Origin of the sequence: Oceanobacillus damuensis, from assembly GCF_001618145.1 — a bacterium.
Lineage (GTDB): Bacteria > Bacillota > Bacilli > Bacillales > Amphibacillaceae > Oceanobacillus > Oceanobacillus damuensis.
This window is the reverse complement of the sequence record NZ_LQNF01000039.1, coordinates 15,025-33,999: the sequence shown is the minus strand read 5'-3', so window position 1 is coordinate 33,999 and position 18,975 is coordinate 15,025. Positions and strand designations below refer to the sequence as shown.

The 18,975-nt window shown below is 36.4% G+C and carries 12 protein-coding genes; 4 read left to right on the top strand and 8 right to left on the bottom strand.

Annotation, left to right across the window (positions count from 1 at the left end; all coding sequences use genetic code 11):
* Nucleotides 1-149: 149 nt before the first annotated feature.
* The gene (locus A4245_RS17255; RefSeq protein WP_067730234.1) at nucleotides 150-1,058 is read left to right on the top strand and encodes a hypothetical protein; all 909 of its coding nucleotides are present in this window, start codon (nucleotides 150-152) and stop codon (nucleotides 1,056-1,058) included.
* 290 nt (nucleotides 1,059-1,348) lie between these two features.
* Here A4245_RS17255 and A4245_RS17250 read toward each other — a convergent pair whose 3' ends face one another.
* Entirely contained in the window at nucleotides 1,349-3,352 is a 2,004-nt protein-coding gene (locus tag A4245_RS17250; RefSeq protein ID WP_067730233.1) for an acyltransferase family protein, read from the bottom strand.
* Nucleotides 3,353-3,531: 179 nt separating this feature from the next.
* Entirely contained in the window at nucleotides 3,532-4,533 is a 1,002-nt protein-coding gene (locus A4245_RS17245; protein WP_067730231.1) for an SEC-C domain-containing protein, read from the bottom strand.
* Between the two features lie 193 nt (nucleotides 4,534-4,726).
* Between A4245_RS17245 and A4245_RS17240 the strand changes: the two genes are divergently transcribed.
* Entirely contained in the window at nucleotides 4,727-5,941 is a 1,215-nt protein-coding gene (locus A4245_RS17240; protein WP_067730229.1) for an alginate O-acetyltransferase AlgX-related protein, read from the top strand.
* A gap of 20 nt (nucleotides 5,942-5,961) precedes the next feature.
* Entirely contained in the window at nucleotides 5,962-6,159 is a 198-nt protein-coding gene (locus A4245_RS17235; RefSeq protein ID WP_067730228.1) for a hypothetical protein, read from the top strand.
* Between the two features lie 299 nt (nucleotides 6,160-6,458).
* Here the strand turns inward: A4245_RS17235 and A4245_RS17230 are convergent, their stop codons facing one another.
* Nucleotides 6,459-7,880, bottom strand: coding sequence for an MBOAT family O-acyltransferase (locus tag A4245_RS17230; RefSeq protein WP_067730227.1), 1,422 nt, complete (start codon nucleotides 7,878-7,880; stop codon nucleotides 6,459-6,461).
* 905 nt (nucleotides 7,881-8,785) lie between these two features.
* On the opposite strand from A4245_RS17230, the gene A4245_RS17225 reads away from it, so the two are divergent.
* On the top strand, nucleotides 8,786-11,980 hold the full coding sequence (locus A4245_RS17225) for a S8 family serine peptidase (protein ID WP_067730226.1): 3,195 nt from the start codon (nucleotides 8,786-8,788) through the stop codon (nucleotides 11,978-11,980).
* 166 nt (nucleotides 11,981-12,146) lie between these two features.
* Here A4245_RS17225 and A4245_RS19825 read toward each other — a convergent pair whose 3' ends face one another.
* The 5 genes from A4245_RS19825 to tagD all read right to left on the bottom strand — a co-directional run bounded on the left by A4245_RS19825 (nucleotide 12,147) and on the right by tagD (nucleotide 18,630).
* Nucleotides 12,147-12,428, bottom strand: a complete 282-nt coding sequence (locus tag A4245_RS19825; RefSeq protein WP_407668398.1) for a 5'-nucleotidase C-terminal domain-containing protein — start codon at nucleotides 12,426-12,428, stop codon at nucleotides 12,147-12,149.
* Between the two features lie 862 nt (nucleotides 12,429-13,290).
* Nucleotides 13,291-14,172: an accessory Sec system S-layer assembly protein gene (locus A4245_RS17220; RefSeq protein WP_067730225.1), complete on the bottom strand. Its 882-nt coding sequence runs from the start codon at nucleotides 14,170-14,172 to the stop codon at nucleotides 13,291-13,293.
* An 18-nt stretch (nucleotides 14,173-14,190) separates the two neighbouring features.
* Nucleotides 14,191-16,569: an accessory Sec system translocase SecA2 gene (gene secA2 / locus A4245_RS17215; protein ID WP_067730223.1), complete on the bottom strand. Its 2,379-nt coding sequence runs from the start codon at nucleotides 16,567-16,569 to the stop codon at nucleotides 14,191-14,193.
* Nucleotides 16,570-17,010: 441 nt separating this feature from the next.
* Complete coding sequence (locus A4245_RS17210; RefSeq protein WP_067730220.1) at nucleotides 17,011-18,045, bottom strand: LCP family protein; 1,035 nt, start codon at nucleotides 18,043-18,045, stop codon at nucleotides 17,011-17,013.
* Nucleotides 18,046-18,231: 186 nt separating this feature from the next.
* On the bottom strand, nucleotides 18,232-18,630 hold the full coding sequence (tagD, locus tag A4245_RS17205) for a glycerol-3-phosphate cytidylyltransferase (protein WP_067730218.1): 399 nt from the start codon (nucleotides 18,628-18,630) through the stop codon (nucleotides 18,232-18,234).
* Between the last annotated feature and the right edge of the window lie 345 nt (nucleotides 18,631-18,975).

Genomic DNA, 18,975 nt, shown 5'->3' with positions numbered 1-18,975 from the left:
ATCCGTACGTACGGTGGTGTGAGAGGTCGGGGGTTAGTCACCCCCTCCTACTCGATTACATTCAAAAAAGTACTTTATTCAGGCTTTCAAATAAACATTTTTATGCTTTATAATAGATTATCAGAGACCAAATAGGAGGAAGTACAATTATGGATTTTTCAACTTTGCCCTCAAGTGTCGCCACAAAAGAAATAACTGAATTCCCTACGGAGGACGATAAATACTACGTAACTTATACTGCGAAGATCGATGAACAAAAGTTATACAACGAATTAAGCAACAGATTAGGGACATTAGAGCTATCTCTAAATATAAATATCAAGGAACTGAACGACATTGAGATTTTGGTTAACGATATTCATATATCAATCGACTTAAAAGATGAACTTTTATTCCGTATTAACTGGGTGAACAAACTTTATCTTGCCAAGGAAAAAATAGCATTTATTGATTCAATGGACAAAGCCAAGGAAGTGAACAGATTAATTACCCCTGTCCAGATTTGCCCCCTAAAAACAAGCATTATGAAAGAACTTGATACTTTCGTTAAGTCATTAAGTGATGAATATACTGCTCCTGAAATGTCACCTGAACAAAATTTAATGGCGAAGTCCATAGAAGAAGCAGGCAATGAATTCATCAACTTAGGTAAAACTGGCAGAGAATATGTAGTTGCTGAAGTAATAGATAAATATCACAATGGTGCAACTGTAGAAGCAGTTAAAGAAAAAACAACCGCTTTGGAAGATAGCATTAAGGAGCTTACTGATAGAAAAGATAAGAAAGTACTTTTAGAAACCTTAAAAAAAATACCTTTAGTTAATTTTGCAACCATTCCCACTGAAAGAATAGATATTATTCTTGATCAACTCATACAGAGTGAGCCGTGGAATGGGCTAGCATCACTTGACCGATTAATAAAACAGCTGGACAGAAATATTACACATCAAGAAAGAGTAAAAGCAGAACAAAAAATTAAATCTCTCCGTGATGGAAAAATGGACACGATTGATTATGAACTTGCTCGAAACCTTTCAGTTGAATGCAAAACCCTATAGAGAGAAATCTTTGCAAGTCTTTTTTGACCATTATTCTAAATGGCTAAATTATATCTTATATATAATCTTCATCTGTGCATATATTACGTAAAGTATATACTTATCTGATGTATACTCTATATCAGCGTAAAATTTAAGCCATATGTCTTAATAGGACCCATATATTTTTTATGCGAGGGGCAGCCACATAAGTGGGTGCCCGCTCTCTCAGTTATAACAAAAGAGAGCATATCACTGTTTGATATGCTCCCCCTTAAGGTAGGCAGATTAAAAAAATTGTAATTTAAGCCTTATTCTCGTGCCAGGTCAATTTTTTCGATGGTCTTTAATAGTTCTTCTTTTAATGGCTCCGCAAGTGTTTCAGAATAAAGATTGGTAATATGATGTTTATCTCGATAAACAACTATGTTTCCAATTACCGGATAGCATGTCTCCTCATCACAGAAGTAGTTAGATAAGTCCGCAAATGTTACATTCTCAGGTAATCCATCTGTATTTTCCCACGGTATTTCCTCAGAGAGAACTTCATCTCTTGCAATAGAGCATGCTTCCTCATCGTTCTGCTCTAAGCAAAGGGGAATATCTAACTGCATATTCGGTGTATCACGTATAGCAAAAATCTCACTCCCACCATCGAATTTTTTCCATTGATCAATATATCCCTGAGGAATCGTTGCCTGTTCAGCAACGTTAGCCGTTGTAAAGATAATATCTGGTTTTGCCTCTAATAGTGGCTCAACTACATTTTCATTCCATGTAATACATGTCTCGCTTAATGTTTCACCCATATCATCAGCAGAAAAACGACAAGCATCCTTATTGTACACATCAATTTGAACGTTTAACTCATATGATATTTCTTTCAAAGCAGGGAACCAATGTCCTGAATGAGAACCTCCAACAAGTGCTATCGTATACTCGGGATCTTCTGTATCGCCGTATGAGCACAATGTAACCTTTGATTCACGCATCGAAGAGTAACAGGATCCATCTGAATAAAATTCAGGAAGAGCTTCTATGGAAGTCGGGTCTTCTAATAGTGGCTTTACTTCTGGAGTTGGTTGGATATTTCCATGAATTGCTAGAGCCCCAGGATAATCGTCTTGTGCAAATTCTTCCGGCACAGTTTGTGTTTCGTTTACATAGACGGCCCAGACACTATTTGCTAGCGTAGTAGTAAATAAAAATGCTGCTAAAATCGGTATAAGCTTTTTCTTCGAGTGCTTAACACTTAGTGCTCTAATTGGAGTCTCCAGTAGTTTTGTTAAAGTATAGGAAAGGATTAATGTTAAACCAATAATAACAAGTCCGCCAGCTAAGGTTACGGAATCCGTATTGAAGTAGCTATAATAGAAAATAAGCAGTGGCCAATGCCATAGATAAAATCCATAGGAAATGCCACCTAGTTTTAGAAAAGGTTTAGAGCCTAAAAATTTATTAACACCGTATTTATTGTAATTTTCTCCTGCAATAATTACTAACATGACCCCAGTTGTTGGCAATAATGCTGCATAACCAGGAAAGACGGAGGAAACGGGTAATAGGATTCCAGTAAAACAAATGATTGAAAGGCCGATCCATCCAAGAATAAAACTTAGAATACGATTTATTTGAATATACGGAAGCAATATCGCAAGCATTCCTCCTAAACTAAACTCCCAAACACGTGCAAACGTATCGAAGTATGCCCATGGTTGGTTTACATTTGTAATATAGATGGAGTAGCTTAAAGAAGCTGTAAAGATAACTAAAAGAACGGCTAATAATGTCTTACGGAGTGGTGTTTTTAAAACCCTTCTCGCAAGAATGAATACAAACGTAATTAGAAATGGCCATGTTATGTAAAACTGACCTTGTATCGAAAGAGCCCAAAAATGCTGCAGTGGGCTTGCCTGATTATTCTGTGCTAAATAGTCTACAGAATTTGTCGCTAATTGCCAGTTTTGGTAATAGAAAGCTGAAGAGAAAACCTCCGAAATAATTTGTTTCCATTGTACCGTTGGCATAATTAAAAACGATAGAACGATTGTCGTAAGCAGAACCGTCATAGCCATTGGTAATAAACGCCTTCCTAGCCCTAGCAAATTGTCAATATAGTTTATTTTCCCATCTCTTTCAATCCGATTGAGCAGGGAAATTGTTATCAAATAACCTGATACAATAAAAAATACGTCTACACCACCAGATACAGAACCAATCCATATATGATAGATTGCAACTAGAAAAGCAGCCACCACACGAATTCCCTCAAGCTCCGGACGAAACTTCTTCTCCGGAATACGTAAATCCCTCATATTTTACATCTCCAATAACTATTCTTTTTTATCAACTACTAAGTATACATCTAGATATACTAAAAGTAAATGATAGGTCAGACCATTCCGTCTACAGTTAAAAGCCAAAAATTTATAGTTGTGTGAAATAAATGCCGGCAAGATTATATATCCATAAAAATAACCGAGTTCTACTTAATTCAAGTAGAACTCGGCTTTTCTTGATTAAGAGCATTTTCGAGTTTGCGATAATTGGCAGATACGCTTCCTGGGGATATGCCATATTCTTTTGCGAGTTGGTTTTGTGTAACACCATGTTGATTTGAGGAGAGCTTCAATGTGAAATATTCTACTGCAGCTGCATAAGAATCAATCTTTTTAAATGTTGGCTCTTCGCTCCTGCAATAATTCTCCCAAGCTTTTAACCCCTTTAGGATTAAATCATCTGATATGTTTTTATCAGTCATATGATTTGCGAATAATTGTGATACCTCATGGTAAAGATTCCTTTGCTCACCATCATCATTTATGCCTAATTTTAAAAGATCGGAATAGAAAGATGGAAAGTGAGCAGAAATTTGCCCGTCCCTTTTCTGAGAATGGTAGATTAGCTCCAGTACATCTGCTTTAGCGTGATTGTATAACTTAATCATACTAAAGAGGAAATTATGATGACTTGCAAATGGAATAATGGAACCTAATAATAAGCTGCCAACCACATAGCCCTTTTTATTTTGTACAGGTATAATATAGCGATCACCAGTTATCAGACTTCTTACTTGAATGAATTGCTGATTTCCCGTGCTTAGTGCAACTATTTCTACGACAGTAGGAGAAACATTCTTCCATTTATCGGCCAATAACAGTGACTTTTTATGTAACTTATATTTTTTGTTAGTAATAAAATCCTTTAATAGTGAATGTACAGGATTTGTAAACAACCAAATCAATAGACCGTTTTGATAGATTTGCTGCATTTCATCATATTCATCAAACGCAGATTGATGATATGTTTGCAAGGTTTCCTCTATAAGCTGCCCATGCTTGATTGTTGTTTCATCGATAAAGCTTTCGTGCAGCTCGTATAACTCATGATTAATCATATTAGCATCTATTTTAAGAGTTTGGTTTGTACCACAACATTTTTTATATTTCTTTCCACTGCCACAGGGACAAAGCTTGTTTCTCAAATTTTTGCTCATTTATTTTTGGCACTCCTATAGTTTTCTCTACATTTGATTTTCGGATAGATCATTGAATTATTCAAGTTATCAGAGTAACATAGTAGATAGTGAAATTAAATGTAGTTAATACTTGGATAAGTATATCATATATACAAAATTTATAATTGCAAAAACATAGCTGCTTTTATTAGATATAAGGAGAAAGTATAGAATGAAACTATTTTCTAATCTCATTCTTATCATATTATTCGCTGCCTTTCTGCTCTTCTTCGGCAGTATGGTTTTTCTTACGAATGATCATGATATATCAGAATCGGAAAACCGTTCCCTTGCACAAAAACCAGAAATTGACAAAGAATCTATTATTGACGGTACTTATATGCAGAAATTTGAGAGTTATATTACGGATCAGTTTTATTATAGAGATGATTGGATAAAAAGTCACCTTCTATGGCAAAAAGTTACTAATCAAACCTTTTTAAATGATAATTATTATATCGATGGAGAGTGGGTGTATCCAAAACCCTTTACGGAAGTAAATAAAGATGCAATTCAGATGGCCACTACAAATATAGAACAATTAAAAGATTATACGAATAAACGTGAGATATCATTGTACTTCTTTTCACTTCCAGATCGGCGAAATATGCTGGATATAAATTACCCTGGTTGGGTAGAGCCGAGTATTGGTGATTTAGATAAAGAGACACTCCTATCTAAATTTCCTGAAGAACATATTCAAGTCATTGATGTTGCAGATGAATGGCAAAAGAAGTTTGGGCTGAAAGATTACAAGGATTTCTATTATAAAACTGACCATCATTGGAATATGACTGGAGCACTCGCTGCCTATGAAGTTATTCGTAATACATTTGACGCTAGTATGCCAATTTATGAAGATGGACCATTTAACCCGGAAGAATTTACAAAGAAATGTATTAAGGACAAAACATTTATGGGAATATACAATCAGCAGTTATATGAAACATTGGAGCCATCTGGGGAAGAAATATGCTATGCGGTTTCGAATCAGATTCAAACAGGGAAATGGCAAACTTTTATTAGAGGGTTAGAACCAGAAAATGAAGTTTCCTTTCAAGATATTTTTGGAAAAGCAAATCAGCTGAACCAGGAACAGGTCACATATGCAGAAGTTTTTACGACAGATTATAGTGAACTTCATATTATAAACCCGTATAAGAAGGAAAAGAATTCTAAGGTGCTTTTTTTAAAAGACTCGTATGCCAACCCACTTGTTCCATTGCTTGCGAACCACTTCCAACACACTACCTTTTATGATCTACGGCATAACAAAGGGGAAAGCTTATATGATTATTTGGAAAAGGGAGATTATGATGCTGTGGTTTTTCTATATAGTAATGGAAGAACATTAGACCATTTATTTGATTTTGATCAAACAAAATGACGAAATACTCAGAGGGAATTATGAAAAAGGTAGTTATCAGTATTCTTTTACTAGTGACCCTTATAGGTGGCAGCAGCAGTTTCAGAAGCGAGAAATGGTGTAGAGGATTTGCTTGTTGTGGGGCGTTCTGCCGGATATTCATCCATAGTGCCAGAATTGTCCCAACTGGCATTGCGGTAGGAGAAGCTGCAGGCGCTGCCAGCCTCTTTGGAAATTGAAGAAAAAGTGAATTTCAGGCAAATGAGTGGCAATGAAAGCCTGATTAAAGAGATGCAAACAATGTTGACAGATCATGGCGCATACCTGGAAGCATTTAACATAGGATACCCCTACGAGGTTACCTGATTTGATGAGTCAATTCAAACTCTTTTAAATTACGGGCTGATCTATGGAGGTTTCTGAAAACAATTTGAAAGTTGATGAACCTGTTACCAATACGGATTTTATCACGACAGTTTGCACATCGTGAGACAAACAAACAAGAAAAGACTTCTCACATTGTAAGGGAAGTCTTTTTTTAAAATTGAAAATAAATAAATGGATTATACGTTGAATTTACCAAGAACATGGTAACAAGTGTGAATAGGAACATGTATAAAAATGGACCGATTCCGTAACGAATGGTGACAGCTAAAGGCCGTAATCGACGGTTAGCCTCATATTGCGATAATTTATTAATGAACCAAGGGTAAACTGGAAGACTAAAAGTGATCCCTAGCAGGAGCAAATATGCTTTATCATGAAGATATAGTTTTGCTGTATAATCAATTAATCCAACCTCATTTAAAAAAAACATGCTTTGTAAGTATTCATAAGAATAGGTGAAGTTATCCGCTCTGAAGAAAACCCATCCAACCATTACAATAATAAGAACATAAAGATGCTGCAGTGGACTCCATAGACGGCTTAGGATCTTTTTAAGGCCTGCCCTCTCCAAGCTTATGATGATTCCGTAATATAATCCCCAGGCCATAAACGTCCAACTGGCACCGTGCCAAAAACCAGTAAGGGTCCATACGATTAAGAGGTTGCGATAGGTTTTCAGTACACCCTTTCGATTACCCCCCAATGGAATGTAAACATAATCTCGGAACCAGCTTGATAACGAAATATGCCATCTTCTCCAGAAATCACTGATACTTTTTGATATGTATGGGTAATTGAAGTTAGCAGGAAACTTGAATCCAAATATTTTCCCTAGTCCAATTGCCATATCGCTATAACCGGAAAAATCGAAGTATATTTGTAATGTATAAGCAAGAATTCCAATCCATGCTGTTGTGACACTGATCTCATTTGGTGATGCGGCAAAGATATTGTCGGCAATCTCTCCTAATGGATTTGCGATAATGACTTTCTTAGCAAGACCAATTATAAATTGTCTTACTCCATCGGCAAATAATGGAATGTTATGTATCCGGCTTTTTAATTGCTCTGCAATTGTGTTATAACGCACGATTGGACCTGCAACAAGCTGCGGAAATAAAGATATATATAACGCTAGATTAAATAAATTCCTTTGCACCATGGCATCTTTCCGATATATATCAATAATATAGCTCATTGCTTGAAAGGTAAAAAAGGAAATTCCGATTGGCAATGGTAAAGGTTCATTAGCAATCTGCGTATTAAATATAGCATTAATATTTTCAATGAAAAAGGAACTGTATTTGTAATAGCCCAATAAAGTTAGATTACCTACTACTGCAAGAGCCGTGTAGGTTTTTTTATGTTGTTTGTAATGAATGAGCAATCCAAAAATATAATTCATCAAAATAGAAAACAACATAAGGAAAATATAAGCAGGTTCTCCCCATGCATAGAAGAACAGGCTAGCAATTAATAGCAAGATATTTTTTAAAGTAAAAGGTACGACAAAGTATGTAATGAGTACGATTGGCAAAAAGACAAACAGAAAAAGCAAGCTGCTAAAGACCAAGGAGGCCACCTTCATTCTAGTAGATGTAAAATACTGCTATATTTTATCGTAACGATTGGCCAATAGCTTGTCAATCCTAAAAAAAGCCCCTTTTCTCCTAATAAAACCCAAGAAAACTGGTCATAACCCGAACGTTAATTCATGAAAGGGCAGTGTCACGATGAAACCACTGATAGGTTTTCCGTGGTATAAAATGGAGTTTCCGAATAGGTGGATATCCTGTAAATGCGCAAGCCCAAATACCGGGTGATTAGGATGATTCATCCCGATAAGCTACCCCGTTTCTTTCCCTTGTACCTCAAGAGCAGGTGGTTCATGTTGTAATATTATGTAAGACCTAGTTTTTTAGATTGCTATTTTGGGAAAGGGACAATTGACCATAGTCATGTGCAAATAGGACATCAGGTTTTAGTAACCATCATTAATGATTAAAAATAGAAGAGAAGATTTATCGAAAATGGTATATCGAATGCAGAAAATGATTCACTAAGTAATAGTTATCACTTCAAATACTGATTTGAAAAAATAAATGGCGTAAACCCCTTTAGTTTTTCTTATTGGATGTACTTGTTATTATAAAGGAGAGCAGTGAAAAGAATGATATAGGTTTTTAATTTTACAATACCTTTTTTTGTAAGGTTCTATAGAATTTTCCATATTAGAAGTTTATAATAAATATTGAACTAGAAAGGGGTATCTTAACAATATTATCTGTTTTTTCTGGATTTCCCATTAACGCACAGGAAGCGACAATAAAAGATAGTTTTGAAGTTTCGGATGAAGTTAAATACATGGATGTGCGTTTTTTAAATCCGCTTTCTTAGTTTTAATAAATAAAAGTAGAAACCATTAAGGGGGAGAGTATTCTGTATAAAAAAAGACACATTAGAAGGTTCAGTAGTATTTTGTTAATTTTATTATTGGTTTTTCCCCAATCCGCTTTCGCAACAGAAGGAATAAGTAGTGCTGATTTTGAAAAAGCCATTGAGGATATTCGTGTTCAAGATAAAGTAAAAGCAGACAAGATTCCACTTGAAGAGAAGAGAGATTTCATTCATACCTTTTCTGATTTAAAAGAAAATGAGAATCAAGCAAAGATTTCTGCTTCTACTTCAATTAACTCCTTTACAAGCAACGGGGACTTGGATCAGGACGTTGAAAAAATCAGAAGAAATTATAAAAAGGCAGAGAATGACGATTCAAAAATCATGAGTCTTGCTAAAGTCAATCAGGATGATGTGAATGATCGTGGAATCATTGTCAAGTGGAAGCAAGGAGAAACATTTTATGCCTCAAAATTTGGTTTAGTAGAATTAGAAGTTTCAGAGTTTATGAAACAGCAAAATATATTTCGTGTGAGAGTTAGCGAAAGCGATGATTATGATAAAAAATTGCAAGAGCTAAAACGGGAATCCAATAGTATATTTGTGGAACCTGATTATCTGTTGGAATCCACATATATTCCGTCAGACCCGTATCTGGATGAACAATGGTATCTTGAACAAATTGATATGAACATAGCATGGGATATTAATAAAGGATCAACAGATGTCACCATTGCCGTTTTAGATTCAGGGGTAAATGCAAATCATCCTGATTTACAGGGGCGTGTATTGTCAGGGTATGATTTTGTCAACGAGGATGCAGATGCATCTGATGATAATGGTCACGGTACGCATGTTGCCGGTATTATTGCAAGTAATAATGACAAGAATGGTATAGTTGGAATCGATTTAAATGCAAAAATACTCCCCATAAAGGTTGCCGATGAAAATGGAATAGTTTCCTTATCCGCTGCAGTTAGTGGAATTTACTATGCAATTGAACGTGGAGCAGATGTTATCAACATGAGTTTTGGAGGCTATCAGTATAGCAGTGTTCAAGAAGAAGCAATATGGGCTGCGAGTAATAATGAAATTGTATTGGTAGCTTCTGCTGGTAACGACGGGATAGGTAGTGCATTATATCCTGCCTCTTATGCGCCGGTAATCAATGTAGCAGCAAGTGATAAAAATGACCAGCCGACATACTTTAGTAACTACGGTGAGTTTATTGACATAACAGCACCAGGTGAAAATATTTTAAGTACAAACTATCTTGGCGGATATAATTTTGGCGCCGGTACATCTTTTTCTGCTCCTATTGTGAGTGCGCTGGCAGGGTTGTTGAAAGCAGAGCATCCAAACTGGAACCCCAATGAAATAGAATGGGCCCTTCAGGAAGGAGCAGAAAATTCAGGTGGTACAGAGTGGAATAATGAGTCTGGTTTTGGGAGGGTTAATGCCTATCAAGCAATGATTGCCAACCTTCCATCCTTGGAAAATGATGCATCTGATGTGAGAGTTGATGCTAAAATATTGAATGCAGACCAAACAATTAGTGATAAAATGGACCTCCCCATGGATGTAGATTGGTATCGTTTTGAAGTTAATGAGAGCAAAGAGTTATCAGTTAATTTATCGTATTCTTCTAATCATCTCGACCTCGTTGGGGCGTTATATGAATATGATGGGGATACCATTTTAGATCGCCAGTTAATAGATGAAACAGGGATGGGTTATGATGAAGATTATACAACTGCTGTAGGTCCCGGAACCTATTATATAGCGATCTATGATTATAATAATCACTGGTCTAAGGATGCATATAACTTAAGTGTAACAATGACCACAAATACGAATGATGATTCTGACTTGGTCATGGAGGCAGAACCTAACGATTATATGGATTTAGCAGACTATTTGCCATATGGATCAATGGGTGCAGGATATTTCCAAACCTATGACGATTACGACTATTTTGAGGTGGATCTTCCTGACAACGGTGATTTTTTGATAACGACAGCGACGGATAGATATGCATATTACAGTGATCCTGCCGCTATATTATTGGATCAGAACGGGAATATAATTGATTATACAGATTTATTTATAGATGAAGATGGAACATTAAAATATTTTTCTCAGACTTTTAGCAATGTAAAGGCAGGGAAATATTATGTTGTTATCGTAAATCTACAATCCTACTCGGATACTTCTCCTTATATTTTTGATATTAGCTATATTGGGGAAACAGAAGAAGAAGTACCGATACCTGTGGCGTCACCCGAAAGTGGGAACTACACTGGTCAGATAGAGGTTGAACTTACCATTCCAGACGGTACGTATATAAACTATACATTAGACGGTACGACCCCAAGTATAACAAATGGCATCAAGTATAGTGGACCGATTAAAATAGAAGAGGATACTACCCTGAAGGCAGTGGCAATCCAAAATGATAAACAAAGCGAAGTTGTAACCTATGAATATACGATTGACCAGGTTGAGATAGAAACGCCATCGGCTAGTGTCCCATCTGGTAAATTCAACAATCCATTTGAATTAGAATTAACTACTAATTTAGCCGATGCCAAAATCTTCTACACGCTTGACGGATCAACTCCAACTGCGAATCATGGTATATTATATGAAGAACCGATTCTAATAAAAGAAGACACTGTAGTGAAGGCTATAGCAATACATGGCGGATTAATCAGTGATGAAAATACATTTACGTATGAATTCAATTCTAATACAATAACATTTCCTGATACAGTGGGACACTGGGCGGAAAGCGAAATTCTGTTTTTAGCGGAAAATAATCTTATCACAGGTTATCCAAATGGGAATTTTGGACCAAAGGATAATATTACTCGAGCTTCTGCAGCTGCTATCATTGTAAGAGAGCAAGGTTTAACCTTGGACAAGGATCATAATTTTGAGGATGTGCCTGCAAATCATTGGGCATTGGGTTATATTGGTGCTGCAGCTAAAAAGGGTATTATAACTGGAAATGGTTATGGTGATTTTAACCCAGACGCCCCCTTGACCAGGGGAGAAATGGCCGCAATTATAGTTCGTGCCTACAATCTCACTGGCGAAAGCAGCGTAATATTTACTGATGTAGATAAAGATTCGTGGGCATATACTTATATTGAAAAATTGGTAGCCAATAATATTACGACGGGACTTCCGGATGGGAGTTATGCTCCTAAGAAAAATATTAGCCGAAGTGAATTTGCTACAATGGTTACCAGAGTAATCATGCAAGAACAGTGATCCAGTAATGGGATATCATTTCTGTTCCTAAATTATTGAACAAAGCTTTATTATTTTCCTGCGGAGAGATCTCTGCAGGATTTTTTTATTTTATGTCAGCCAATAAATATTAAAATTTACCAAATATTATTGTTAACTATACTATTAATTAACTTTCACTTCATATTCAACGCAGATTTCTCTGCCCAAAGGCTTGCTTCAATTCCGCACCGGTTAAATCCATGGTTGTGAGTGTGTTACCAAATGGCAGAACCGTGATGACTTCCCCCACTGTGATTGTTCCTTCATTAATATCTGCACAAATACCGCCGCCGTTTTGCAATGCCATGATGACATTTTCGCCTCTAAATTCCCTTGCCTTGGTAAGCATCCCGTCTGTTATCAAGTTATCAAGCGGGATTTCATTTTTACGTCTTTGCTTAACATTTACAGAACCGTGGCACGGCAACTCCTGATGTAGAAGGGCTATTGTTGATAGGGCAGCAGATTAATAAATAAAATAGAAGTTTAATTGTCTCATAGAGATTCTCTCTATGGGAATTTTACTTTTTTTCCATCACTGGAATTCAAAATCAGATTACAAGCCACTATTCGGTCTGAATTGGCGGTGAGACTATTGGTCATATTCATTTTATGAAGTCATCGACCCTGATGAAATGAAGTTTGTGAAATGAGTAAAACGGTTCTCCTGCTACCATTGGTAACAGGAGAACCGTTTTGAGCGTTAGGTATGAGTATATTTCATAGGGTTTAAATCCCGAGCCACGAAGGAAGCAGTGGTGATTAGCTAAAGAAAGGGTGTCTGGAACGACCAAGAATCTGAATGGAGTCGGCGGGCAAATCTCCACTTCTAGAAATATGAATTTCACACAAGACTAGATGTGTAAAACAAGTCAAAGCCCTTGCTGGCCAATATAGCTTCAAACAAGGGCTTGAAGATTTTATTTTATAGATATCAAATTTTACGTAAGACTTAAATGAAAGCACCATATAAGGTGGTGGAAGAGTGCCGGAGGTTAGTCACCTCCGTCTGCTCGATTTATCTTAATCTAAAATCTTCATTCATGGAACGTGCCAGGAAATGGATATTTGTACTCTGCTTACTTCTATAAAGGGCTCGAATAATTCTCTAGTTCCTGTACCATTTGCAATTCCTGCTTCATATAAATCCGAGACGGCATCATTGTACCAATCTGAGTTGTTATCAGCATAAATATCTTCAAATGGGTGCTCAGTGAAAGTTTTTGATAGATTCTGTCCAAGGCTGCTGCCATTTCGCGTCTTGTAAATATTTCATTTGGATCAACAGTTCACTGTATTGGATAAACCTGCCATGTAGAAAGATCTATGTTCTCCTTCTTAACATTTTCAGACGGAAAAACAAATGTCCATGGCTTACTTGTATTTGCTTTTACTTTGAATTCTTTTAATTTAAATCCACCTTTAGCAATCTGCTCACCACTTGCATCTTTAAATCCAAGTGGAATTTGCTGGAGGGAGATATCTTTATCAGAACCGTTTCGGATAAGGATAGTCACACTTAGCTCTCCGTTATCTTTATGTTCCGCCTGAATCCCCATAAAATTTACTTCTCCGGATTTTAAGGGTGCAGCATTTGCTACAATTTCTTCTAAACTTGCTTTTGTTTTTTCGGCTATCGATTTTTCCCACGATTCCTCCAAATCAAGACGATGTTTCTTTTTGATTTCGAAGGCTAATGACCAGCTGGCTGTATCTATTTCTGTACCCTTGGCAATTAGATCATTTTCATTGAACATAAACCTCCATGGACGTGCATTATTTGAAGGAATGTCTCCAAGCTGTTTTAAATCAAATTCTTTTTTAGCTATGATATCCTTGTCTCCGTCCAATAAAAGAATCGTCGTTTTGTCGAAGTGTACACTCTTTTTTACTGTATTTTTAATCAAAGCCGTTGCAATCAGGCCATTACTTTTCAGCTTTTCTAGTTCTATTCCATAAATGGAAATCTGATTTGCTTTTAATTTTGGACTTTGATTATTATGAAAAGTATAAACATATCTATCTTCATTTGATATATTCCAATTAGGCGAGATGGAAAGCTCTGTTTCAATCATTTCATCCGTTGCTTCACTTTCCTTTGAACTGAGGATATCCTTAGCATCTAAGGAGTTCTTTTTTTCTTCTTTTCTTTGTTTTGAAAACCGAAACATCGTATCACCCTTTCCAAGTTATTTTAAATAGGTTATTTCCAATTCTTTCTTTTGTTTGTCAAGAATTGCTTTAATCATTCCTTTGATGCGTATGCTTAATTCATATTCGATTTCCTGATAGGTTGCTTCGAAAAACTTGTATCCTTCCCTCTCGAATATTTGAATAGGATTTTCCTGCTGATATTGTCGGATGCCGATTCCTTCTTTCAGCTGATTGATGGAATCCAAATGACGTTTCCACAAATTATCGATAACGAATAGACCAGTTTCCCTGGCAGATACCTGGATTCTTTCATTTTCTGCATAGTGTTCCATTTGCTTTGCATGTTCCAGAATCAATGAATCTACAAATGCTTGAAGTTCCTGTATATCGTTGAATTCCTGGCTAGCAAATGATACGTCCGTAAGCAATATAGGGTCTAACTCTTTTTCCAATTTCATTAAATCCCAATCCTGAGGGTCGTCTGCATTATTGATGAGGGAACCCGTAATTTCCTGTGGAAGTGATTCTGTTTGTTTTGCGATAAACCCGAGTGGATTCTCTGTCTCGAGCAAGCTATTTCGAAGTTTGTAAATCACCATGCGCTGCTCATTTGCAACATCTTCAAGATTCAAATTATATTCACGGAATTGATAATGCACACCCTCACCAATTTTCTGTGCCGTTTCAATAAATTTATAAATATTTGCTGACTCGATTAATCCATCTTTATTGGCTTTAAATTTTGGCTTTGCACGTTCCAATTCATCTGACGCATAGCGAACAAACAGATAGTCTTCAAGAGAAATAATAAATTGGGTGGACCCGGGGTCACCCTGCCTTGCAGAACGTCCTTTTAATTGATCATCAATCCGTCTGCTTTCATTTCGTTCTGTACCGATTACATGGAGACCGCCCAATTCAGCTACACCATCTCCAAGCATGATATCGGTACCGCGTCCTGCCATATTGGTGGCAATTGTTATTTGTCCTTTTTGACCCGCAAGAGATATCAAGTTCGCTTCTTGCTGGACACTCTTGGCATTCAATAGCTGATAATCGAGTTTCTCCTTATGCATTTCTTTGGCAACATCTTCGGATTGAAGAATAGAGGTTGTGCCAATCAGAATAGGCTGGCCCTTCTGATGCCGCTGCTTTACTTCTTTGACTAGAGCATTATATTTTTGTTCTTTCGTTAAAAAAACCATGTCCGGGTAATCAATTCTCTGATTCTGTTTATTTGTTGGAATCTGAATAACATCCATTCCATAAACCTTGTTCAATTCTGCTTTCTCCGTTTTGGCTGTGCCGGTCATTCCTGAAATTGTTGGGTACATGCGGTAATAATTCTGGATCGTAATGGAAGCAAGGGTTTTGTTTTCATCCGTATTTTTTAATCCTTCTTTTGATTCAATCGCTTGATGCAGTCCATCACTTAGAGAGCGGCCTTCCATAATTCTTCCTGTATTCATATCGACTAGCTTGATTTCACCATCTTTAACGATATAATCCACATCACGCTCATAGAGAACTCTTGCCCGAAGTGCCTGCAATAACGCGTGAAAGAGAGAGCTGTGTTCAAGGTCGAATAAATTTTCGACACCAAATACCTTTTCACATTTATTTAATCCAGCTTCCGTAAAATTCACTACTTTTAATTGGAAATCAAACGTAAAATGCTCGTCCTTTTTAAGGCCTTTCACAACTTTGGAGCAAACCTTGTATAGTCGATCACTAGGTTTCCCTTTTCCGGCAATGATTAAAGGCGTTCTCGCTTCATCAATCAGCACACTATCCACTTCATCTACAATTGCAAAATGATAGGGGCGCTGTACCTTCTGATGGGAGGATTGAACCGTATGATCACGCAGAAAATCGAATCCAAATTCAGTTCCTACACCATATGTAATATCACATTGATAGGCCTGCTGCTTTTCACTATTGCTTAAACCAGGAACATTCAGGCCTACCGTAAGACCAAGAAATTCATGAATCTCCCCAATTAATTCTTTATCACGCCTTGACAGGTAATCATTGACGGTAATGACATGAACACCTTTTCCTTCTAATGCGACCAAGTAACTTGGCAAGGAGGCAACGAGTGTTTTCCCTTCCCCGGTAGCCATCTCAGCAATATTGCCGTAGAGTAATGCTAATCCACCCATTATTTGCACATCATAATGACGTAATCCTAAAATACGCCGAGAAGCTTCCCGCACCGTTGCAAATGCTTCTACAGCAAGATCCTTTGTAGCTTCCCCATGCTGAAGCCGTTTTTTAAATTCGTTCGTTTTATTCTTTAACTGTTCATCTGTCAAACTCGTATAATATTGTTCCATTTTATTTATTTGATCAACAAGTGTACGATATACCTTTAAGTTGCGGGCATTCTGTTTATTCTTATTAAAAAAACTCATTTCATAAAACTCCTTAGAAATATGTAATTATATAGTCAATTTTAGCATGAAATCTACCGGAAAAGGCGAATCTTATAGTGATAAAACAGCTATTTAATACTAACAATAAGCAGAAATACAGTTCCCATTATATTTAGCATTGAATTTTTTATGTGTTTACTCCTTATAGTAATCAATTAACATTACTATAAGGAGCAAACATTCAACTTCAGTCAGAATACAAAATCCTTATATTAATAATCATTTTAATTGTGAGAGGGTCAATACAATGTTCATGATAGCTTAAATGAAATGAATGATATCAAGTTGAAACATGGAGAGGATCATTTTCGAATGAAGAATGAAATATTCAATAAAAAGCTCATCTTTAAAAAAAGAAGGATAAGACAAAAATAGAAGCTGCTGATCCACCGGGGTTCAACAGCTTCTATTTTATTTTTGTTAGAAATCTTCTCCGGAACTAGTATCCAATCTACCAGCAGTCCTAGAATCATTTATCTCCAAATGACCCTGCAGTAATGCCCTCGTCACATCCAAGGCAACTTCATCCAGCATCCAGTAATAAACACCACCAGGCTGGGAATCTGTTCCTTTTAGTGTCAATGTTTCAATGTCTAAATTCGTTCCTGCAGTACCGTAATTAATAAAGCCTTTCATTTCGCCAAATGTCATATTGGTTGTCATATTACTTCCTACAGCTTCAATAATATCATCATATTTTAGTATGGAGCCAGCAGAGACTGCCTTATTAATAACTGCTTTGATGATCTCCTGCTGTCTTTTACCGCGTTCGATATCATTATCCAGTTTTCTTGTTCGTGCTAATGCAAGAGCTTCTTCTCCATTTAACTTCTGTAATCCGGGAAAAAGGTGAACAGCTCCGGCCACATCACTGGAATTCTGTTCTTTCAATTCATATGGAACATCAACCTCAATACCATCAACAGCGTCAACTACATCAATGAACGCTTCAAAGTTAAGTTTTACATAGTAATCAATTGGAATTTCCAGTAGATTTTCTACCGTTTCAACCGTTGCTTTTGTTCCGCCATATGCATGGGCATGATTGATTTTTGTTTCATATCCAACTTCCGGAATATATACGTATGAATCGCGAGGGATACTCAGTAGCTTAACACTTTTATCTTTTATGTTTAGAGTTGCTACCATAAGTGTATCGGTACGGGAATCATTCTCATTGTTGCGGATATTACTTGCATCTACACCCATGATCAAGATAGATACGTTATCTTCGGTTGGATTAACTACCTCTTCACGTAAGTCAGATTTTTCCCTTCCGTCATCTTTATAGGAATTTGATAATACGGTATCAGCTTTGATATAGAGGTAAGCGCCATAGCTAAGTACAGCTAGAAAGGCAATCATGACTGGTATTAATATATAATATACTCTTCTACGCAATTTCCTTTTTCGCCTTTTCACAATCCGGGTATGCGTCGATTTATTTTCGTTCATTATAGTTTCTCCTTTAAATGGAACTAAACTTTCTTACTTGCATAAGTGCAACTAAGGGATTCGCCAAGTTCTCTAACATAAAAAAATCATACAGTCTATTTTACTATGAATACGATGGTTCGTAAATTATAATTTTTTTACAAATTGGGGAATTTTTTTCCTTACACTGTAAAAAACATATTTTTTTCAGTCTTTCCGCTTATTTTGTATGGTATCTTTAATTTCCGTTGTCGAAATCCCCTCTGTTCGCGGCAAATAAACAACGTTACAATAATCCTTTAGAAAATCAAATTTACCCTTCCAGTCATCTCCCATAACAAAAATATCTGCATGATATTTTAGCACATCACCAATTTTCTGATCCCAAGAATATTCCGGAATCACCTGATCAACGTAACGAATGGATTCCAGGATTAATTTACGGTCCTCGAATGGATGATATGCTTCTTTATTTTTAAGTTTATTAAATTCATCTGTAGAAATACCAACAATTAAATGGTCACCCATCTCCTTTGCGCGTCGTAACAGGTGAATATGCCCGGCATGAATCAAATCAAATGTGCCATAGGTAATGATTGTCTTAATGGTAGTCTCCTCCAGTAACTGCAGTCAGTACCTCAATATTATCATAAATAAGTGTAACTTTTACCGGTATATATTAAAATAAAAGTATTCGGTTATTTGAATGTAAATGAGAGTTGAATAATGAATTGAGTTCCTTTATCATCATTTATTTCCAGAATTAAACAGGTAATAGCAATGCACCGTGATTCTATCGACTTGGAATTAATAAGTAAAGCAAGCGTAAATGCTGCTTGCCAACAAATAGTGAATGGGTCAAACACTCTGAGAATCAGTGTAACGCCATTGACTGCCATATTTGTATTTTCAATTTGGACTTCCTGGTTTAAACCACACGATAAGAACCCT